We start from the raw sequence: 19,044 nt of genomic DNA on the forward strand, positions 1-19,044 counted from the left end.
GTCCTATCGGGCCGGCGCGGCTTCGGCGATGACGGTGGTGATCAGTTTCGCCACCTCCGCCGGGCTGGACAGGAACGGGGAGTGGCCGGTGAGCAGGCGGCGAACCGTCGTGGCGCGGGAGGCCATCTGCTCCTGGAAGGCGGGGGCGAGCACGTTGTCCTGCTCGCAGACCACGTAGGTCGAGGGGATGGTCTTCCACGCCACCCTGGTCAGGACCTCGGTGCACGACCGCACGCTCTGCGGGAGCATCCGGGCGACGGCGCGGTCGGCTTCGTCTACCGGAACGTCCGCGTAGAAGAGGTCGCGAGAATCGTCGGGAGGCAGAAGGACATCGCCGTCCCGCGTCGGAAACTCGGTGTCGCCGGGGGCCATGGAATCTCCCTCGTCGAGCAGCAGAGCCGCGAGGTAGATGATGTGGGAGACGTCGCCCGCCTCGCCGGCCGCCTGAGTGACCGGAATCCCGCCGTACGAATGCGCGACGATCACCACGGGGCCGCCGAGGCCGTCCAGACGTTCCCGGATGACCTGGGCATCGTCGTACATGCCGAAGACCTGGGCGCCTTTCTCGGCCGCGCTCGGCAGATCGACGGTGTGGACCGCCCATCCTTCGTCGGTGAGTTCCGGCAGGAGTCTCTCCCAGCACCAGGAGCCGTGCCATGCTCCGTGCACGAACAGCAGAGCCGGCCGGTCGTTCGTGACCGTGTCCATGCAGCATCCTTTCCAGGCGGAGGTCATCCTTGTTCGCCCCCGAGATTTGTTCTCCGTGTAGCTTTATGTACCGCTAACGGATAGTCCATGAGGGAAAGTCCGATTTTCCTGCGCGACCGTCCAGGGTCGCCGCGGACCCGTTGCCTCATGTGTTGCCGCCGCTGTTTGCCCGCCGGGCAGGTCTGGGCGCGGATCGCGGAGGAGCTTCCCCTGCCGTGACGCGAGTTGTCGCATGCGTTGTCACCGCTGAACGTCTTGGGCGCCGCGTCGGCGTCTCTGCGCGGGCGGGAACCGGAAAACACATGCGCGAGATGGCCGGGAGATCCTGAAGCCACGGTGCGCCGCAAGGTGGGAAATCAGCGGGTCAGTATGTGGGTGGCAGCGGCTTGACCCGCGTTGGGCATGATCGCGATAGTTATTTCATGCCATATGAGAAGTTTGACGAACTGTCCTTCGGTGAAGAACGCGAGCCCTGGCTGCAGACCTGGGTCACCGCGCATCGGTGGATGCTCTCGATCGCGGTGGCGACGGCCGTTGTTCTCGCCGGGCTCGGCACGGGCGGGTGGTATCTCCACAGGCAGTCGTTGCTGCCCTCTCCACCGCCGGACGTGGCGCTCCCGCCCGCGGTCAGTTTTGTTGTCGAGCTCTGCCTGAAGAAGAATTCAAATTGCACGACGGGCACGATCGAGCAGGCGGCCGAATTTGTTCGCGGGATCCCCGAGGTGGCGTCGTCCGTCGTGGTGACGCATGAGGAGCGTCTGGCCCGGTTCAGCGAAACCTCACTTACAGGGGAGGACCTGCTGAAGAACGGGGATGGGCTCTGGCCTGCCGAGATCGAAGGCGAACTCCGCCATACGGAGGACTTCGAGGTGGTCAAGCGGCAGCTCACCGGAGAGCCGGGTGTCGCGACTGTGTCCCGCTACAGCAGGAATTTCTGGAAGGGCAGAGCGGATCTCCAGGTGAACCTGTGCGGGCTCAGCCGCCTCTCCCCGGCGTGCCGAAACGGCGCCGGCACCGAGACGCAACGTAACGCGGTCGTGGCGCGGTTGCGGGAGCAGAGCGGGGTGAACAAGGTGTTCCTCGAGGACCCGGCATTCGGGCTGCGACTGAGCCGGCACTATCAACCCGAGTACTACCTGACGATCAACGATGTCCCCGAGAGGCTCTACGTGCGGTTGGATGATCCGGCCAAGGCCCGGGCGGCAGGTCAGGCGGTGCTCGCCATGCCCGGCGTCGAATCGGCGAGCTTGATCAAGTGACAGGCGGAGACGCGAGCTCCCACCCGCCCCCGCCATCCTGCGGCTCGCGTCACTCACCGTGGTCTCTATCTGGGGCGTAGCCGCTCCAGGCGCTCGTGACTTCGAAGATCCGCCCATGTCGCCGGGCTGTGTCTCGTGGAGGTCGTGGCGCTTGTGCGTCAGGAGAGTGTGGCGCTTGTGCTTCAGGTGAGGTGCATAGACTCAAGATCGACTGAGTCGTCACGAACGGGGAATCGCAGTGGTCGATCGTCTGGCGCGTGTCGTGGCCGCGTTTCTGGTGTTACCGGCCCTCGGCGCGTGCTCCGCGCAAAACGCGGACCCATTGCTGAAGGACCCGGCCCAGTGGCCGCTGGTCAAGCTGAAGGGCCTGACCGACCCACCGAAACTGCCCGAAGAGGCGGAGCGGGTACTTGCACAGATCAAGGTCGGTTCCTACGACCTGATCGCGTGGATCCACTCCTCCGGCCTGTGCGGGCTGTCCGGCTCCGACTGGAGCATGAACGTCGACATGATCAGGTCCGAGGGGCAACCGGCGCGGGAAGAGGGGTTTTCCGGGCCGGTTGAGCCGGCCGTGGGCAGTTCCAGCGAGAGCAAGGTCAGTCTGTTCTGTACCCCCACCAGGATGCTGATCAGGGTCGAGGGGGAGACGTCGAAGCCCTCCGTCTCCGGCGACGCGGTCGCGCAGCTTTTCAACGGCGGGCTCAACGCCGTCGTCGGCTCGCAAGAAGCTCGGCAGGAGTCGCTGCCCGGCGCGACCGTGACTCCGGGTGGATAGCGGGTCACCCACGCGCCCCGGTGACCTCGCTGATCGGGACTGTACGGGCCGCTCGCTGATCGGGACCGTACAGGTCAACGGTGTGTCAGTTGGTCGGGTGAGCCGTCTTGGGGATGGGCTTGTCGAGCATCGCGCAGACCGCACCGTTCACCAGGGCCTGGTCGGCGGCACCGACCTTCGGGTCGGCCAGGCCGAAGATGGTCGTGGTGAAGATCGAGACGGTGCGGCGGCCGGTGCCGTCGGTGAAGTTCTGGCTGGAATAGCCGGGGACCTGACCGACATGACCCCATACGGCGCCGCACGGTGTGACGACCTTCTCCAGGCCCAGCCCGTACCGGTTCGGATTGCCGGGCTCCTCGGCGACGGTGGTCCGCATCTGCTTCAGCTGGGCAGGAGGCAGCAGCTTGCCGGACATCAACGCGGTGTCGAAGCGGCCCCATTCCTCGGCGGTGGAGACCATGCCCCCGGCGGCCCATTCCGTGCTCAGGTTGATCCAGGTGGTGTCGACGTGGCCGGCGCGGCCGGGACCGGCGAACTTCGTCCCGGCGGGCGTGCCGGGAGGAAGCAGGGGCGCGATATGGGCGGCGTCGGGCTCGTAGCCGTGGGCGAGCTTGCGGTTGTCCGGCCGGCGGGTGCCGGTGGCCATGTAGGTGTTCTTCAGGTTCAGGGGCCGGGCGATCCGTTCCTGGATCAGGTCGCCCAGGCTGTGTCCCGTGACCTTTTCGGCGATGAGGCCGAGCGCGATGTAGTTGGTGTTGCTGTAGGAGTACTGCTTGCCGGGGGCGAACATCGGGTCGTGCCCGACCGCTGCGGCGATCAGCTCCTCGGGGGTCCACTGCCTGGTGTCCTGGCCGGTGAATGCCTTGAGCACGTCTGGATCGTTGATGTAGTTGAACAGGCCGCTGGTGTGGTTGAGCAGCATCCGCAGGGTGATTGCATCGCCGTTCGGGATGAGGCCGGGCAGCCATGTCTCGACCGGGTCGGTCAGCTTGAGCCGGTGTTCGGCGACAAGTTGCAGGACCACCGTGGCTACCACGGTCTTGGTGCTGGAGCCCATCCGGAACTGATCATCCGATGCGAGCGTGTGCTCGGTCCTGGTCCAGGGCGCCTGCCGGACGATCTCGATCGCCGGTCCGTTGCCGTCGTTGACCCGCACGATCACCCCGGGAGCGCCGGCGTCCACGGCCTGCCGAGCCAGCTTGGTCAGTTGAGCCGTCCGCGTCACCTCCGCTTCGGTGTGCCCCGCTGCGATCTGCGTGGCCGAAGCCGATGCGGCGGACGCCCCGGCCGCGACCGCACCGGTCAGGGCGGTGGTCAAGAGCAGCGCCAGCGCCGCACGCCGACGCGGCGGCAGGATGTTCTCGGTCATGTGGTGCTCTCCTGAGGGAATGCCCGGCTCGATCAGACCGGCGATCTGCGAGCTGACGGGCTTGTGCCGAACACCGATCAGTCTGTTCGAGCACGGGCCGCCCATCGATGTGGCTGACCCCCTGGTTCAGGATGTGATTACCGACCACACAGGATGCGGCTGGCCCCACCACGCGTCGTCGGCGCGGGCCCTCCACTCGGATCCGTGCTCCGTTCCACCGACGATCTTGTCGATCGAACGGTGCCGGATCGGCCGGTCAGAGCCAGAAGGTGTCGTGGCGGAAGTAGAAGGCCGCCAGTTCCTCGTCGCTGGGACGGCCGGAGACGGCGAACTCCGCCAAGCCCTCGAAATATCCCTCGCGAGGAGCGCCAGGGGCGAAGTGCAGCAGCATCGACGCGGGTTCGCCCGACTCGTTGCGGAAGGCATGGATGCCGCCTTCGGGGACGTGCACGAAGTCACCCGGCCTGGTGTCGATCCAGCGGTTGCCGTCGTAGATCCGTATCGTTCCGGTGAGGGTGAAGAACGACTCGGAGATCGACCGGTGGAAGTGCTGGTCGGGCCCGCTCGGCTCCGGCCCCATCTCCCAGCGGTAGAGGCCGAACCGGCCGTTGGTGGAGGCTCCCGTGGCCAGGTAGTGCACCGTGTTGCCGGACCGGTAGGTCAGCTCGGGCTCGTGGGCCGCCGGACGGTAGGTCGCGTTGATCTCGCCCTTGTCACCAAAGTAGACCGGATCCGGATATGTCATGATCTGCCCTCTCGTGTGTCTCCGCCTGGGTCCCTATTCAACCGCTACCGGGTCACGGGCAGGCAGCGGGGAAGGCCATGATCCCCTGAGCCCATGAGCCGGTGGGGGATCAGGCTCACGTGCCCGATGCCGGGCCGTCTGCCGGGCCCTTGGCCACGGCTCCCTATCCTGGGATCAAAGGGCATCTTCCACAGCGCGTCGCCGCACCCACGGGGTGCGGCATGCGGCTGCGACCGGGCCGTCGGCCCGGCGGGTGCCCGTGGCGACGCCGGGCGGCAGGGTGCCGTCGCCGGGCGAACCACGGCTGCCGCGCGTACAGGCACGCCGGCCCCGTGGCCGTTCATCGGCGCCGGCCGCAGCAACGTTCACATTCCTGTCGGGCAGGAGGAACGACCATGACCACACACCGTTCCCGCACTCGCCGTGCCGCCGTTGCGGCCGCCGCCGCCGTCACCGCCGCGGCGGTCCTCGGCGCCTGCGGCGGTGAGAACGTCCTGAGCAGGGGATCGGGCGATATCGTCGCCGTCGCGGTGCGGGCCACGCCTCCGCCCTCCTCATCCACGCACAACGCCGCCGATGTGTCCTTCTCCCAGCAGATGATTTCGCACCACCGGCAGGCGGTGGCGATGGCCGAGCTCGCCGCGGGCCGGGCGTTCTCACCGGAGGTCAAGGCTCTGGCGACCAGGATCAAGGCAGAGCAGGGCCCGGAGATCGGGACGATGTCCGGGTGGCTGAAGACCTGGGGCGAGCGGGTGCCCGGAGACATGCCGGGGGCGGATCATCCGGGCCACGACATGCCCGGGATGATGAGCACCGAGGAGATGGACCGGTTGTCGAAGGCCTCCGGGAAAACCTTCGACACCATGTTCCTGCAGATGATGATCGCCCATCATCGGGGCGCGGTCGCGATGGCCGGGACCGAGAGGTCCACCGGCTCCTACCCGCCCGCCAAGGACCTGGCCGAGGCCATCATCGCCTCGCAGAACAAGGAGATCGGCCAGATGGAGTCCCTGCTCGGCGCCGGATAGTCGTCGTTCCCGGTCGATGCCGCGGGCCGGATCCCTCCTCGGGAGCGGGGCGTGCGAGGAGGAGCGGTGACGCCCGCCGTACCCGATCGCGCCGGGCAGGGAAAGTCGGGTCCGGCGGGACGGGCCCCGCCTAGCGTGGTGATCGAAAGGAAGGAGGTCCGGGGTTGCTGGAGCGGTTGAACCAGGCCATGGAGCACATCGAGCAGCATCTTGATCAGCAGATCGAGGTGGACGAGCTCGCGCGGATCGCGCTCACGTCGGAGTATCACCTCCGGCGGTTGTTCTCCGCGCTGGCGGGGCTGCCGTTGTCGGAGTACATCCGTCGCCGGCGGCTCACCGTCGCGGGCGCCCGGGTGCTCGCCGGGCAGGAGACGCTGCTCGAGATCGCGGTCCGTTACGGCTACGGCTCGGGGGAGGCGTTCGCACGGGCGTTTCGCGCCGTGCACGGCGTCGGACCCGGCGAGGCCAGGCGGACCGGTGCGGCTCTGTACTCCCAGCCCCGGATGTCCTTTCGCCTCGTCATCGAAGGGAGTAGCGGCATGCGGTATCGGGTCGTGCAGAAGGAGGAGTTTCAGGTGGTGGGCCGGAAGGCGCGGGTCCCCCTGGTCCATGAGGGGATGAATCCGGCGATCGTCGCGTTCATACGGAGCATCGATCAGGAGACCGTACGGCGTATGGAGGAACTGTCGGACCAGGAGCCGAGGGGGATCGTCAACGTGAGCGACGGTCTCGCCGACCGCAGGGAGGAGGGCACCGAGCTCGACTATTACCACGGAGTGGTGACCGGCGCCGCCGTACCCGAGGACATGGAGGCCCTCACCGTCCCGGCCGGGACCTGGGCGGTCTTCGAGAGCTCGGGGGCGTTCCCGCAGGCGCTGCAGTATCTGTGGCGAGATGTGTTCACGCAGTGGTTCCCCTCCAACCCCTACCGGAGCAGGCCCGGCCCCGAGATCTCGTCCACGCGGCTGTCGCCGGACGGGACGCAGGCCGACGCCGCGCTGTGGATCCCCGTGGAACGGACCGCCGACTGAGGGGGTGGCGACGGGGACCGCCTGCTGGGAAGGCCGTGACGGAACGGTGGCCCGTTTTCGGGGCCTGTGGCGAACGAAGATCTGTCGCAGGCCCCAAGGGCGCACGGCGGTGGGAACGTCCTCTTGTGGTCGCACATGTTCAGGTCGGCCGTGTGTGCCTGTCCAGACGCGGACATGGTCAAGCGCTGGACTGTGGAATGTCTGTGCTGGTTCAATAAATCAAGATCGCGGCGGCGCTGATTCCGGTCCTGGAATCAGCGCCGTTCGTGGGCGCAGAACTCTTCGCATCGGGAAAGACCAGGCAGCTCCGGAGAGGTGTGCGTCATGGTCCTGTGGGGGCGCGACAAGGAGCGCGAGGCGCTCGATGCCCTTGTTGAGGCGACACGTCAAGGTCTGAGCGGCGTGGTGGTGTTCCAGGGCGATGCCGGCATCGGCAAGACGGCGCTTCTGGACTATGTCGCGGGCTCGGCGGCGGGTGTGCGGGTCATCCGGGTGGCCGGGGTCGAGGCGGAGTCGGACTTTCCGTTCGCGGCCCTGCACCGGCTGCTCATCCCGTTCCTGAAGGGTCCGACCCGGCTCTCCTCCTCCCAGCACGCGGCCCTGTCCGTGGCCTGCGGGCTGGCCGAGGGACCGCCCGCCGACCGTTTCCTGGTCGGGCTGGCGGCGTTGAGCCTGCTGGCGGAGGTGGCCGAGCGGGGGCCTGTGCTGTGCTGCGTGGATGACGCGCAGTGGCTGGATCGCGAGTCGGTCAACGTGCTGGCCTTCATCGGCCGGCGGATGCACGCCGAGGGGATCGGCCTGGTGTTCGCGGTGCGCGGAGGCTTCACCGGCCTGGAGGGTCTGCCGGTGGTGGAGGTGACGGGCCTGGAGGAGCGGCCCGCCCTGGAGCTGCTGCGCTCGGTGGTGGACGGGCCGCTGGACGCCCGGATCGCCGCGCACATCGTGGCCGCGACCGCCGGCAACCCGCTCGCGCTGACCGATCTGGGGCAGGAGCTCTCCACCGACCAGCTCATGGGCGGCATCGCACTGCCCGCGCCGTTGCCGGTCGGCGGACGCCTGGAGGGCCATTACCTGGCCCAGGTGCGGGAGTTGCCGCGGGCGACGCAGACCTGGCTGCTGCTGGCGGCGGCCGAGCCGACCGGTGACGTGGGCTACATCACCGAGGCGGCCGCGCTTCTGGGGGTCGGGCCGGATGCGACGGGGCCGGCGGAGGCGGCGCGGTTACTGGTGATGCGGGCGGACGCGGAGTTTCGTCATCCGCTGGTGCGCTCGGCGGTGTACGGCGGGGTCACCAGCGTGGAGCGGCGCCGTGCGCACGGCGCGCTGGCGGCGGTCACCTCGCGGTCCGATGACGCCGATCGGCGGGCCTGGCATCTGGCGGCCGCCTCGATCGGCCCGGATGAGTCCGTCGCCGTCGAGCTTGAGCGCTCGGCGGAGCGGGCGGCGGGCCGGGGCGGGTACGCGGCGCGTGCCACCTTCCTGGCACGCGCCGCGGAGCTGACGCCGGAGGGCTCCGGCCGGACCGGACGGCTGCTGGCGGCGGCCGAGGCGGCCTTCATCGCCGGGGCGCCGCTGCAGGCCCAGACGCTGCTGGAGGCCATCGACATCGAGGTGATCGACGACATCGGCCGGGGCAGGGCACTGACGGTGCGATCTGGAGCCCTCATCGCGCTGGGCGCCTCAGAGTCCTTCGCCCAGGCTCCCGCCCTCTGCCTGGCGGCCGCGGTGGCCTTCGGGGAGGAGTCGCCGGAGCTGGCCCGCGACGCGCTGCTGGACGCCGTCGCCCACGCGGTCCGAGCCGAGCATCTCATCCGTGACACGACACTCGCCGAGATCGCCCGGATCGCCGAGACCACTCTGACACCCGCTCGTTCACCGGCCCCGCCGGATCTCGTGCTGCACGGTTTCGCCGCGCTCGTCTCCGGTGGCTACGAACAGGCGGTCCCGCACCTGCGGCGGGCGGTCGACGCACTGCTGGACCCGGACACCCCCGACGAGGGTGTCCTGAGGAGATACCAGACATGCGTCACGTTCTCCATGATGATCTGGGATAACGAGTCGCAGGGCGCCGTCATCCGGCGGGTCGCCGACGTCGCCCGCAGGACCGGCTCGCTGTGGCATCTGGACAGCGCCCTGTTCTGCGCGTCGATGTTCGAGACCAACCTCGGCGATCTGGCCGCCGCCGACGCCTATCTGGTCGAGGGTCACCAGATCCGCTCGGCGATCGGTGCGACCTCTGACACATGGGAGATCTACCGCCACCCCGAGCTGCTCGCCTGGCACGCCGGCGACGACAAGCTCGATGAGACGCTGCGCCGCTCGATGGAGGCGGCGACGGTGCTCGGCATCGGCGCAATAGAGTCGATCGCCCGCATCGGCCGCGTCATCCTCGCCATCGGCAGGGGCGGCTACGCCGAGGCCTGCGCGATCGCCCACCATCTGGTGGACACCGACACACTGGGCGTGCACTCCCGGCTGCTGCCCGAGCTCGTCGAGGCCGCGGCCCGCTCCGGCGACCGGGTGCTGGCGGCCGCCGCCCTGCGCACCCTGACGGCCCGGGCCACCGCGAGCGGCACTCCCTGGGCGCTCGGTCTGCTGGCGCGCTCGGAGGCGATCCTCGCGCACGGTGACCACGCCGAACCCCTCTACCGCCGGGCGATCGACATCCTCACCCCGACCAGGGCCCGTTCCGACCTCGCCCGCGCCCACCTGCTCTACGGCGAATGGCTGCGCCGGCAGAAACGGCGTCGCGACGCCCGCGAGCAGCTGCGCACCGCCGTGGCACTGTTCGAGGACATGGACGCCGCCGGATTCGCCGCGCGGGCCACGCAGGAGCTGCTGGCCACCGGCGAGAACGCCCGCAGCCGCTCGGCCGAGACGGCGACCGACCTCACCCCGCAGGAGAGCACGATCGCCCATCTGGCCAAGGGCGGCGCCACCAACGGCGAGATCGCCGCCCACCTGTTCATCAGCGCGAGCACCGTCGACTACCACCTGCGAAAGATCTTCCGCAAGCTCGACGTCACCTCACGGCGGCAGCTCGCCCAGGCGCTGCCCGACTGACCCGGGCTCACGACTACGCGCTCCACGGGGTTCGAGCGACGCCGCCTTGATCGAGGATCAAGGGGTCGGACAATCCACCCAAAAAGGGAGCTGCGATGGGATTCATCACCGCCACCGATGGAGCGCAGATCTACTACAAGGACTGGGGCGAGGGACGGCCCGTCGTGCTCAGCCACGGCTGGCCGTTGAACGCCGACAGCTGGGAGGCCCAGATGCTCTTCCTGGCCTCCCACGGCTACCGCGTCATCGCCCACGACCGCCGCGGCCACGGACGCTCCACCCAGACCTGGCACGGCAACGAGATGGACACCTACGCCGACGACCTCGCCACGCTCATCGAGACGCTCGACCTGCGCGAGGCCACCCTCATCGGGTTCTCCACCGGCGGCGGCGAGGTCGCCCGCTACATCGGCAGACACGGCACCGCGCGCGTCGCCCAGATCGTGCTCGTCTCCGCCGTGCCGCCCTTCATGCTCCAGACCGACGACAACCCCGGCGGGGTGCCGATCGAGGTGTTCGACGCCATCCGCGCCGGATCCCTCGCCGACCGCTCCCAGCTCTACCGCGACCTGGCCGACGGGCCGTTCTTCGGCGGCAACCGCCCCGGGGCCGACCCCTCGCAGGGAATGCGCGACGCGTTCTGGCTCCAGGGACTGCAGGCGGGCCACCGTAACGCCTACGAGTGCGTCGCGGCGTTCTCCGCCACCGACTTCCGCGCCGACCTGGACGCCTTCGACGTGCCGACGCTCGTCATCCACGGCGACGACGACCAGGTCGTGCCGTTCGAGGTCGGGGGCAAGGCCTCGGCGGCCCGGATCAAGAACGCGACCCTCAAGGTCTATCCCGGCGCGCCGCACGGCATCACCGACACCCACAAGGAACAGCTCGGCGCCGACCTCCTCGAATTCCTCAACTCCTGAGCCTCGCTTTCCGTCCGCAGCGCCCCTGCTCGCATGCTCGAAATCGAATGAAAGAGAAGCTCCCGCATGTTTTCTGAGCGACCGCGTCGCAGCCGCGTCATGACCGCGCTGTTCACGACGTTCGTCCTGCTCCTCGGCTTGACCGGCGTCACCGCGCCGGCGTCGGCCGCCATTCCCGCCACGAGCGCCACCGGCGTCAAGCCCACCGTGGTCCTGGTCCATGGCGCGTTCGCCGACGCCTCCGGCTTCAACGACACGATCGCCCTGTTGCAGAAGGCGGGCTTCCCCGTCATCGCCCCGGCCAACCCGCTGCGCGACGCCGCCGGTGACGCCGCCTACATCTCCAGCATCCTCGACACGATCCCCGGGCCCGTCATCCTCGCCGGGCACTCCTACGGCGGCATCGTGATCACCAACGCCGCACGCGGGCACGCCAACGTCAAGGCGCTGGTCTACCTGGGGGCCTTCGCACCCGACGAGGGCGAGAGCGCGCTCCAGCTGGCCGGGCAGTTCCCCGGCAGCGAGCTGGGCGCCGCCCTCATCGCACGCCCCTACCCACTGCCCGACGGCACCCTCGGCCAGGACGGCTACATCGACGCCGCCAAGTTCCGTGCGGTCTTCGCCGCCGACCTGCCCGAATCCCAGACCCGGCTCATGGCCGCCACCCAGCGCCCCGGCAGCGTCGGCGGGCTCGCCGGCCCCAGCGGCGTCCCGGCCTGGAAGACCATCCCGTCGTGGTACCTGATCCCCACCCAGGACAAGGTCATCCCGCCGGCCGTCCAGCGCTTCATGGCCAAGCGCGCCGGCAGCAAGATCACCGAGATCCGCTCCTCGCACGTCGTCATGATCTCCCACCCCGCGGCCGCCACGGCCGTCATCGTCGCCGCCTACGCCGCCACCCGCTGAGCTTCCCGCCCACCGACCGGCCGCGGGTCCGCGTCACGCATGGCATCGGGCCCGCGGCCCACCCGGCACCGACTCTCCGGAAGGACCATCCATGAGCCCCACGTCCACGCCTCCCGACACCATCGTCTTGATCCATGGCTTCTGGGTCACCCCCCGATCCTGGGAGCACTGGATCACCCACTACGAGAGCAAGGGATATCGGGTGCTGGCCCCGGCCTATCCCGGCTTCGAGGTCGAGGTCGAGGCGCTCAACGCCGACCCCACCCCGATCGAGGAACTCACCGTCCCCGCCATCATCGCCTCGCTGGAAAAACTGATCGACGGACTGGACTCCCAGCCGATCATCATGGGCCACTCCGCGGGCGGCGTCTTCACCCAGATCCTGCTCGACCACGGCTACGGCGCCGCCGGGGTCGCGATGAACTCCGCCCCCACCGAAGGCGTCCAGGTCATCCCGCTGTCGCAGATCAAGGCGACCTTCCCGGTGCTCAAGAACCCGGCCAACCGGCACAAGGCCGTCGGGTTCACGTTCGAGCAGTGGCACTACGCCTTCACCAACACCTTCTCCGAGGAGCAGTCCCGCGCCCTGTACGAGCGCTATCACATCCCCGCCTCCGGCAACGTCTTCTGGGGCAGCGCGCTGGCCAACATCCACCCCGGCAAGGACGACACCTACGTCAACTACCACAACGACGACCGGGCACCGCTGCTGTTCATCGCGGGTGAGAACGACCACCTGATGCCGCCCAAGATCCAGCGGTCCAACGCCAAGCACTACACGTCCGACACCGTCACCGAGGTCAAGGAGTACGAGGGCCGCTCCCACCTCATGCCCGCGCAGGAGGGCTGGGAAGAGGTCGCCGACTACGCCCTGGACTGGGCCCTCAGGCACGCCCGCTAAGCAGACCACCGGGCGGGGCGGCCTCGCGGGGCCGCCCCGCCCCCCGGAGGGAACAGCGCATGACCGACGTCCGCATCACCCACATCGGCGGCCCGACCGCCCTGATCGAGGTCGGGCCGTGGCGGCTGCTGACCGACCCGACCTTCGACCCGCCGGGCCACAAGTACTTCTTCGGCTGGGGCACGAGCTCGCACAAGGTGGCCGGACCCGCGGTCCTCGCCGCCGATCTTCCCCCGATCGACGCGGTCCTGCTCACCCACGACCACCACGGCGACAACCTCGACGTCGCCGGACGCGCCCTGCTGCCATCGGCGGGCGTCGTGGTCACCACACCGTCCGGCGCCGGGCGCCTGGGCGGTGGCGCCCGCGGCCTGGCGCCCTGGGAGACCATGCGGCTGGAGGCGGCCGGACGCCCGAGCATCGAGATCATCGCGACCCCGGGCCGCCACGGCCCGCCGCTGTCCCACCCGATCATCGGCGACGTGACCGGCTTCGCCCTGAAATGGGACGGCCAGCAGCACGGCGTGCTGTGGATCTCCGGCGACACCGTCCTCTACAGGGGCGTGCGGCAGGTGCCCGACCGGCTGCGGGTCGGCACCGTACTGCTCCACCTGGGCGGCGTGCGCTTCCCGATGACCGGCCCGGTGCGCTACACCATGACCGCCCGCCAGGGCGTGGAGCTGTGCCGCCTGCTGCGCCCGCACACCGCCATACCCGTCCACTACGAAGGATGGGCCCACTTCCGCCAGGGGCGAGAGGCCATCGAGCACGATCTCGCGAGCGCGCCGGAGGACATCCGCCACCGCTTCCGATGGTTGCCTCTCGGTACCAGGAGCGAGGTCACCGTGTGACCTGCGAGACCACCGCTCCCGTGCTCTCACCGGCGGACGGGCACGGACCCGCGGTGTTCCCGTGTTCCCATCGGCGGACGGCCGTCGACCCGTGGTCAGGCGGCGAGGACCGGGCGGGAAAACGGGTCGCGGTCCGGAGAGATCCGTTCCTATGCTCGGGGACCATGACTCTGAAGTGGGTTCCGCTGACCACAGGCGACATCGATGCGTGGGCGGAGCTGCTGGCCGCCATCGAGGACGTGGACCAGACCGGGGAGAACTACGAGGCGGACGACCTCGCCGAACGTCTCGCCAACCCCCTGCTCGATCGGGCCGAGGGCACGCTGGCCGCGTGGGACTCCGGCCGGCTCGTCGCGGTCGGAGTGACCATGGCCAGGCCCGCCGCCACCCCGGTCCACCAGATGACCCTGTGGGGCGGAGTCCATCCCGCATACCGCCGCCGGGGCCTGGGCGGCCACCTGCTCGGCTGGGCGATGAGCAACACCCCGGTGCTGCACGAGCGCCGCTTCCCCGGGCAGCCGCTCGAACTCCACTTTCATGCGGACTCCCGCAACGAGGGCGCGAGGGCACTGGCCGCCTCGATGGGCATGAGCCCGGTCCGATGGTTCTACGAGATGACCCGTGATCTGGGCGCCGAGTTGCCGGAGCACTCTCTGCCCGGCGGGCTGAGGATCGTCACCTACCGCGACGACCTGGAGGATGCCGTTCGCGGGGTGCGCAACCTCTCCTTCACCGACCACTGGGGCAGCGTCGAGCACACGGCGGAGTCCTGGAGGGCGGCCCTCATCGGAGTGAAGGCATTCCGGCCCGAGGGCTCCTTCGTCGCCCAGGACGAGTCAGGGGCGAGTGTGGGCATTCTGATCACCCATTACTACGAAGCGGACACGGAGGCGACCGGCATCCGTGAGGCGTGGATCCAGATCATCGGCACCCTGCGCGAGTGGCGTGGCAGGGGAGTGGGGAGCGCACTGCTCGCCCACGCCCTGGCCGAGTTCCGCGCGCAGGGCTACCAGAGGGCCGGGCTGGGCGTGGACGCGCACAACTCGACCGGCGCTCTTGGCGTCTACACCCGCGCGGGCTTCGAGATGGGCCACCGCGCCGTCACCTACGCGCTCCCGCTGGTTCCCTGAGAGCTCGGCCGCCCCGCAAGGCCGGTGCGCACTCTCCCTCCCGGCCGCCGGTGTGATCAGCGCGTGGCTGCTCGCCACGAGCGAGGAGCTCTCCACGTTGTGGGACGACCATGAGGTCGCCGTCCGAACGAGCGGGCACAGACGGGCCGTCCGAACGAGTGGGCACAGACGGATCGTGCATCCCGCGGGGCCGTGGGGCCGTGGGGCCGGAAAATCCACGGCATCGGGTCACGGACCGGCAAAGAGGCATCGCCAACCATGAAGGTTCCGGCTAGCATCGGCCACCTCTCGATCATGAGGAGATGGGCATGAGCTGGTTCTCGGATCGCCTCTTTATCGGACGTCTACGGACAGGTCCCACCGTTCTGCTGCCCGCCGAGGCGAGTCCCTCGGTCCTGCTGGAGATGCTCCGGCTCGTCGATCCCGGCGCGCACTTCGACGGCGACGACATCATGGTGGCGGGGGTCCGGGTGACGGCCGGCGTCGAGCTGGCGGAACCGCAGCTCCACAAGCTGAGCATCCAGGACGAGAAGCAGCTCTGGGCCCATCGGGTCGTCGCCGACGGCCCACTGCCCGTGAACGGTTTCGACGAGGGTCTCGCGGAGGGGATCGCCTACCGTCTCGGCGGCTGGTCGATGACGAGGGGGCTGATGAGCGATCCCGCGGAGGACGACTCCCGGGGCCCGATCGCCTATCTCGGGGAGATGCCGCCCCACGAGGAGATGCTCCCGTTGCTGCGACGGCATCTGCGCCCCGCCGACTCCATCAAGCAGAGCTGGCAGCAGGCGGGTCCCGCCGAGCTCGACGACGGAATCGTCCACCTTCTCCAGGAAGACCTTCACATGTACGGCGGAGCCGACATCCTGGTCTCCGCCGTCCACGAGTACGAGATCCCTCCGGCCGTGCACGCCGTGATGCCGTACGCGAAGCAGCTGGTCAAGGTCGACGTGCGTCCCTTCGAGGACGCCGACGGCACGATCCTCCTGTCGGGAGACGAGGCCATGCTCGAGATCGGAGCGGTGGCTTTTGCGATCGTGGACGCCTTCAGAGGTCAGGTGACCGACATCTGGGGCTTCCAGGTCTCCGAGCCGGAGGACCTGCTTCCCTGCGGCTACCTCGACACCACGGAAGCCACGGAAGCCACGGAAGCCGCTGCCCTGGACTCCTGATCAATGCTCGGCGTGGCTACCTCGACACCGCGGAAGGCGCGGAAGCCACGGCCCTGGACTCCTGATCAGTGCTCGGCGGCTGGGGACGCAGTCCGTCGAGGGCCAGGCCGACGACGCGTTCGAGCTGCCCGGGCTCGGCGAAGTGGATCATCGTGATCCCGCCGACGAGGCGCATGACGTCGTCGAAGCTCGCGTCTGCTCGCGCGACGCCCGCCTGCTGGGCTCGCCGCAGCAACGGCTCGCCCGCGGCGTGGACCTCCGTACGGCAGGTGCGGAAGAGCTCGGAGTCACGGTTGAGCGCCTCGGCGAGGGCGCGTTTGGTGGCGGTGTAGCGGACGAAGCGGTGCAGCCAGCCGACGAGGGCGTCCCAGGGCGGCTGGTCGGCGAGGTCGCCGGCGGTGCGGCAGAGGGCTTCGACCTCGTCGACGTAGACGCTTTCGAACAGGTCCTGACGGGTGGGGAAGTGCCGGTAGAGCGTGCCGATGCCGACGTGTGCGCGGCGGGCGATGTCCTCCAGCGAGGCTGACACGCCGTCCTCGGCGAAAGCGTCGCGTGCCGCGGAGATCAGCGTCTCGTAGTTGCGCCGGGCGTCGGCGCGTTTGGGGCGTCGCGAGAAGACCTCGGAAACCTGCTCCGCACTCGTCATGGAGAGGTGCCCTCCTTACTCACTTGCAACCGGAGGCATTCCTCCGCTACTTTGTGGAGGTGCCCCTCCGCTACTGTTCGGAGGAGAGCCTCCGAATACTTTACATCCATCACGAACGGGTGGGCAAAGCTCCTCTCGACATCCCGCGTTCCCCGTGAAGGCCGGCCCCGGGAATCGGGTGCCCGGCAGACCGGATCAACCTCGTTTTCAGGCTCCCTGAACGCGCATGCCTGAAAACGAGTCTCTTAACCGTAAAAATGGAGATCTTTGTGGCTTCGACCACCAGACGTACCACCTATCAGTTGACCTTCGTGGTTCTCGCGGCCGGCGCCGGGTTCTTCTCGATGATGCAGTCGCTCATCAGCCCGGTGCTCTCCACGATTCAGCAGGACCTGCACACCTCCCAGAGCACCGTGACCTGGGTGCTGATCGCCTACCTGCTCTCCGCGTCGATCTGCACTCCGATCCTGGGGCGGGTCGGCGACATGGTCGGCAAGGAACGGGTGCTCGTCATCGCCCTCGTGGGACTCGCCGTCGGCTGCCTGCTTGCCGCGATCGCGCCCAACATCGGCGTGCTCATCGTCGCCCGCGTCATCCAGGGCGTCGGCGGAGCCGTTTTCCCCCTCTCGTTCGGGATCATTCGCGACGAGTTCCCCCGGACGCGGGTGCCGTCGGCCATCGGGGCGATGTCGGCCCTCATCGCGGCGGGCGGAGGCCTGGGCATCGTGCTCGCCGGGCCGATCGTCAATGCTCTCGGCTATCGCTGGCTGTTCTGGATTCCCATGGTCATCGTCGCGCTGACGGCCGTGGCGGCGTACCTGTTCGTCCCCGAGTCACCGGTCCGGACCCCGGGCCGGATCAGCTGGCTCGCCACCCTCCTGCTGTCGGGCTGGCTCGTTGCCCTGCTGCTGCCGCTCAGCGAGGCGCCGGTATGGGGCTGGGGCTCTCCCAGGGTCATCGGCCTGCTGGCGGTCGCGGTCGTCATCTTCGCCGCCTGGGCCGTCGCCGAGGCCCGCTCGGCCAATCCGCTCATCGACATGCGCATGATGCGCCTGCCCGCGGTGTGGACCACCAACCTCGCCGCGCTGCTCTTCGGGGCCGCGATGTTCGCCGTGTACGGGTTCCTTCCGCAGTTCGTGCAGACCCCGACGGTCTCGGGCTACGGCTTCGGGGCGAGCATCACCGAGGCGGGCCTGCTGATGTTGCCGATGCTCGTGACGATGTTCGTCGCGGGCATCCTCAGCGGGCGCGTGGAGAGGGTGTTCAGCCTCAAGGCACAGCTCGCCACCGGCTCCGCGTTCGGCGTGCTCGCCTGCGCCGCGCTCGCCGCAGCCCACGACGAGCGCTGGCAGATCGGCGTCGCCGCGGGCGTGTTCGGGCTCGGCATCGGTCTGGCGTTCTCGTCCATGACAAACCTGATCGTGAAGAGCGTGCCGGCACAGCAGACGGGTGCCGCCGCCGGGATGAACGCCAACATCCGTACCATCGGCGGCTCGATCGGGGCCGCGGTGATGAGCAGCATCGTCACCGGCAACCTGCAGTCGAACGGGCTACCGTACGAAGCCGGATACACCCACGGTTTCGCGACGCTCGCGGTGCTCTCCCTCACCGCCGTCGCGGCGGCGCTCCTCGTGCCCACCGCCGGCCGCGCGGCCCGCGCCGACGACGCGGCGCCGGTCCTGCCGTCCCCCCGTGACATCGTCGGCGCCGAGGCGAAGTGACCCGGCGGCGGAATACTCTCTGAGATCTTGAGGTTCGCAGGCAGTGGCAGGCATCGCAGACCCCCCGGCGGAGGCTTCGGAATGGCGCAGATCAGAGAGCTCTATCTCACGGCGGCCGCGTCGGTGGCGAAACTGATCGCCGCCCCGGAGGTGGCCGCCGCATGGCGTGAGCCGAGCGCGTTGCCGAAGCTCAGCGTTCAGGGGCTCGCCGGTCATCTGGCCGGGCAGGTCTTCTTCATTCCCAAGGTGCTCGCCGAGCCGGTGCCCACGGAAGAGCTCATCTCGATCCACGAGTACTACGCACGGGCGAGCTGGATCGGATCAGATCTCGACGATCGGTTCAACGTGCTCATCCGGACCAGCGGGGAGCAGGACGCGGCGGACGGCCCCGCCGCGTTGGCGGGCCGGGTCGAGGCCACCGTCCGGGAACTGCGCACCGTGCTGCCGGCCGTCCCGTCGCGGCCGGTACGCCGTCCGACCTGGGGGGCGTGGTCGATCAGCCTGGACGACTTCGTGACGAGCCGGCTGCTGGAAATCGCCGTCCACAGCGATGACCTGGCCCACAGCGTGGGGATTCCAACGCCCGAACTGCCCGCCGAGGCCGTCGAGACCGTCGTCGACCTGCTGTCTCGGATCGCGCTGAGGCGGCACGGCGCGACCAACGTGCTGCGCGCGCTCAGCCGTGCCGAACGCGCGCCTGCCTCGATCTCCGCGATCTGACGATCCGCTCCGGGGAACGCCTGTCCCGTCGGTGCCGATGACGGTCGCCGGGCTGGGCCGGATCACCGGGATGTTCTTCGAGGCCGGGAGCCGGCCGGTGCG

Annotated in this window: 17 protein-coding genes; 13 read left to right on the top strand and 4 right to left on the bottom strand. The window is 69.2% G+C overall.

Going from position 1 to position 19,044, the window contains the following annotated elements:
- Positions 1-3 precede the first annotated feature (3 nt).
- Complete coding sequence (locus DKM19_RS10585; RefSeq protein WP_110695547.1) at positions 4-708, bottom strand: alpha/beta fold hydrolase; 705 nt, start codon at positions 706-708, stop codon at positions 4-6.
- Between the two features lie 386 nt (positions 709-1,094).
- Here DKM19_RS10585 and DKM19_RS10590 point away from each other — a divergent pair, with 386 nt between their 5' ends.
- Together DKM19_RS10590 and DKM19_RS10595 are read left to right on the top strand one after the other, a co-directional pair.
- Entirely contained in the window at positions 1,095-1,967 is an 873-nt protein-coding gene (locus tag DKM19_RS10590) for a permease-like cell division protein FtsX (RefSeq protein ID WP_162641415.1), read from the top strand.
- 238 nt (positions 1,968-2,205) lie between these two features.
- Complete coding sequence (locus DKM19_RS10595) at positions 2,206-2,742, top strand: hypothetical protein (RefSeq protein ID WP_110695549.1); 537 nt, start codon at positions 2,206-2,208, stop codon at positions 2,740-2,742.
- Between the two features lie 85 nt (positions 2,743-2,827).
- Here DKM19_RS10595 and DKM19_RS10600 read toward each other — a convergent pair whose 3' ends face one another.
- On the bottom strand, positions 2,828-4,111 hold the full coding sequence (locus DKM19_RS10600; RefSeq protein WP_110705629.1) for a serine hydrolase: 1,284 nt from the start codon (positions 4,109-4,111) through the stop codon (positions 2,828-2,830).
- A 256-nt stretch (positions 4,112-4,367) separates the two neighbouring features.
- Entirely contained in the window at positions 4,368-4,856 is a 489-nt protein-coding gene (locus DKM19_RS10605; RefSeq protein ID WP_110695550.1) for a cupin domain-containing protein, read from the bottom strand.
- Positions 4,857-5,251: 395 nt separating this feature from the next.
- Between DKM19_RS10605 and DKM19_RS10610 the strand changes: the two genes are divergently transcribed.
- The 9 genes from DKM19_RS10610 (at position 5,252) to DKM19_RS10650 (ending at position 15,855) form a co-directional block, all read left to right on the top strand.
- Positions 5,252-5,884: a DUF305 domain-containing protein gene (locus DKM19_RS10610; protein ID WP_110695551.1), complete on the top strand. Its 633-nt coding sequence runs from the start codon at positions 5,252-5,254 to the stop codon at positions 5,882-5,884.
- 164 nt (positions 5,885-6,048) lie between these two features.
- Entirely contained in the window at positions 6,049-6,915 is an 867-nt protein-coding gene (locus tag DKM19_RS10615) for an AraC family transcriptional regulator (protein WP_110695552.1), read from the top strand.
- Between the two features lie 324 nt (positions 6,916-7,239).
- Positions 7,240-9,978 carry a helix-turn-helix transcriptional regulator gene (locus DKM19_RS10620; RefSeq protein ID WP_110695553.1) on the top strand — a complete coding sequence of 913 codons (2,739 nt, stop codon included), beginning with the start codon at positions 7,240-7,242 and terminating at the stop codon, positions 9,976-9,978.
- Between the two features lie 95 nt (positions 9,979-10,073).
- Positions 10,074-10,898 (top strand): alpha/beta fold hydrolase, encoded by an 825-nt coding sequence (locus tag DKM19_RS10625; RefSeq protein WP_110695554.1) that lies wholly within the window; start codon positions 10,074-10,076, stop codon positions 10,896-10,898.
- Between the two features lie 66 nt (positions 10,899-10,964).
- Positions 10,965-11,804: an alpha/beta fold hydrolase gene (locus DKM19_RS10630; protein ID WP_110695555.1), complete on the top strand. Its 840-nt coding sequence runs from the start codon at positions 10,965-10,967 to the stop codon at positions 11,802-11,804.
- A gap of 91 nt (positions 11,805-11,895) precedes the next feature.
- On the top strand, positions 11,896-12,705 hold the full coding sequence (locus DKM19_RS10635; protein ID WP_110695556.1) for an alpha/beta hydrolase: 810 nt from the start codon (positions 11,896-11,898) through the stop codon (positions 12,703-12,705).
- Between the two features lie 59 nt (positions 12,706-12,764).
- Positions 12,765-13,556 (top strand): MBL fold metallo-hydrolase, encoded by a 792-nt coding sequence (locus tag DKM19_RS10640; RefSeq protein WP_110695557.1) that lies wholly within the window; start codon positions 12,765-12,767, stop codon positions 13,554-13,556.
- 164 nt (positions 13,557-13,720) lie between these two features.
- Positions 13,721-14,686 carry a GNAT family N-acetyltransferase gene (locus tag DKM19_RS10645; RefSeq protein WP_162641417.1) on the top strand — a complete coding sequence of 322 codons (966 nt, stop codon included), beginning with the start codon at positions 13,721-13,723 and terminating at the stop codon, positions 14,684-14,686.
- A gap of 308 nt (positions 14,687-14,994) precedes the next feature.
- Positions 14,995-15,855, top strand: coding sequence for a hypothetical protein (locus DKM19_RS10650; RefSeq protein WP_110695559.1), 861 nt, complete (start codon positions 14,995-14,997; stop codon positions 15,853-15,855).
- 16 nt (positions 15,856-15,871) lie between these two features.
- Here the strand turns inward: DKM19_RS10650 and DKM19_RS10655 are convergent, their stop codons facing one another.
- Positions 15,872-16,501 carry a TetR/AcrR family transcriptional regulator gene (locus DKM19_RS10655; protein WP_110695560.1) on the bottom strand — a complete coding sequence of 210 codons (630 nt, stop codon included), beginning with the start codon at positions 16,499-16,501 and terminating at the stop codon, positions 15,872-15,874.
- Between the two features lie 269 nt (positions 16,502-16,770).
- Here DKM19_RS10655 and DKM19_RS10660 point away from each other — a divergent pair, with 269 nt between their 5' ends.
- The gene (locus DKM19_RS10660) at positions 16,771-18,222 is read left to right on the top strand and encodes an MFS transporter (RefSeq protein ID WP_204358745.1); all 1,452 of its coding nucleotides are present in this window, start codon (positions 16,771-16,773) and stop codon (positions 18,220-18,222) included.
- Positions 18,223-18,303: 81 nt separating this feature from the next.
- On the top strand, positions 18,304-18,942 hold the full coding sequence (locus DKM19_RS10665) for a maleylpyruvate isomerase N-terminal domain-containing protein (RefSeq protein ID WP_110695562.1): 639 nt from the start codon (positions 18,304-18,306) through the stop codon (positions 18,940-18,942).
- Positions 18,943-19,044: the final 102 nt, after the last annotated feature.

The organism is Streptosporangium sp. 'caverna' (genome assembly GCF_003203775.1).
Lineage (GTDB): Bacteria > Actinomycetota > Actinomycetes > Streptosporangiales > Streptosporangiaceae > Streptosporangium > Streptosporangium subroseum.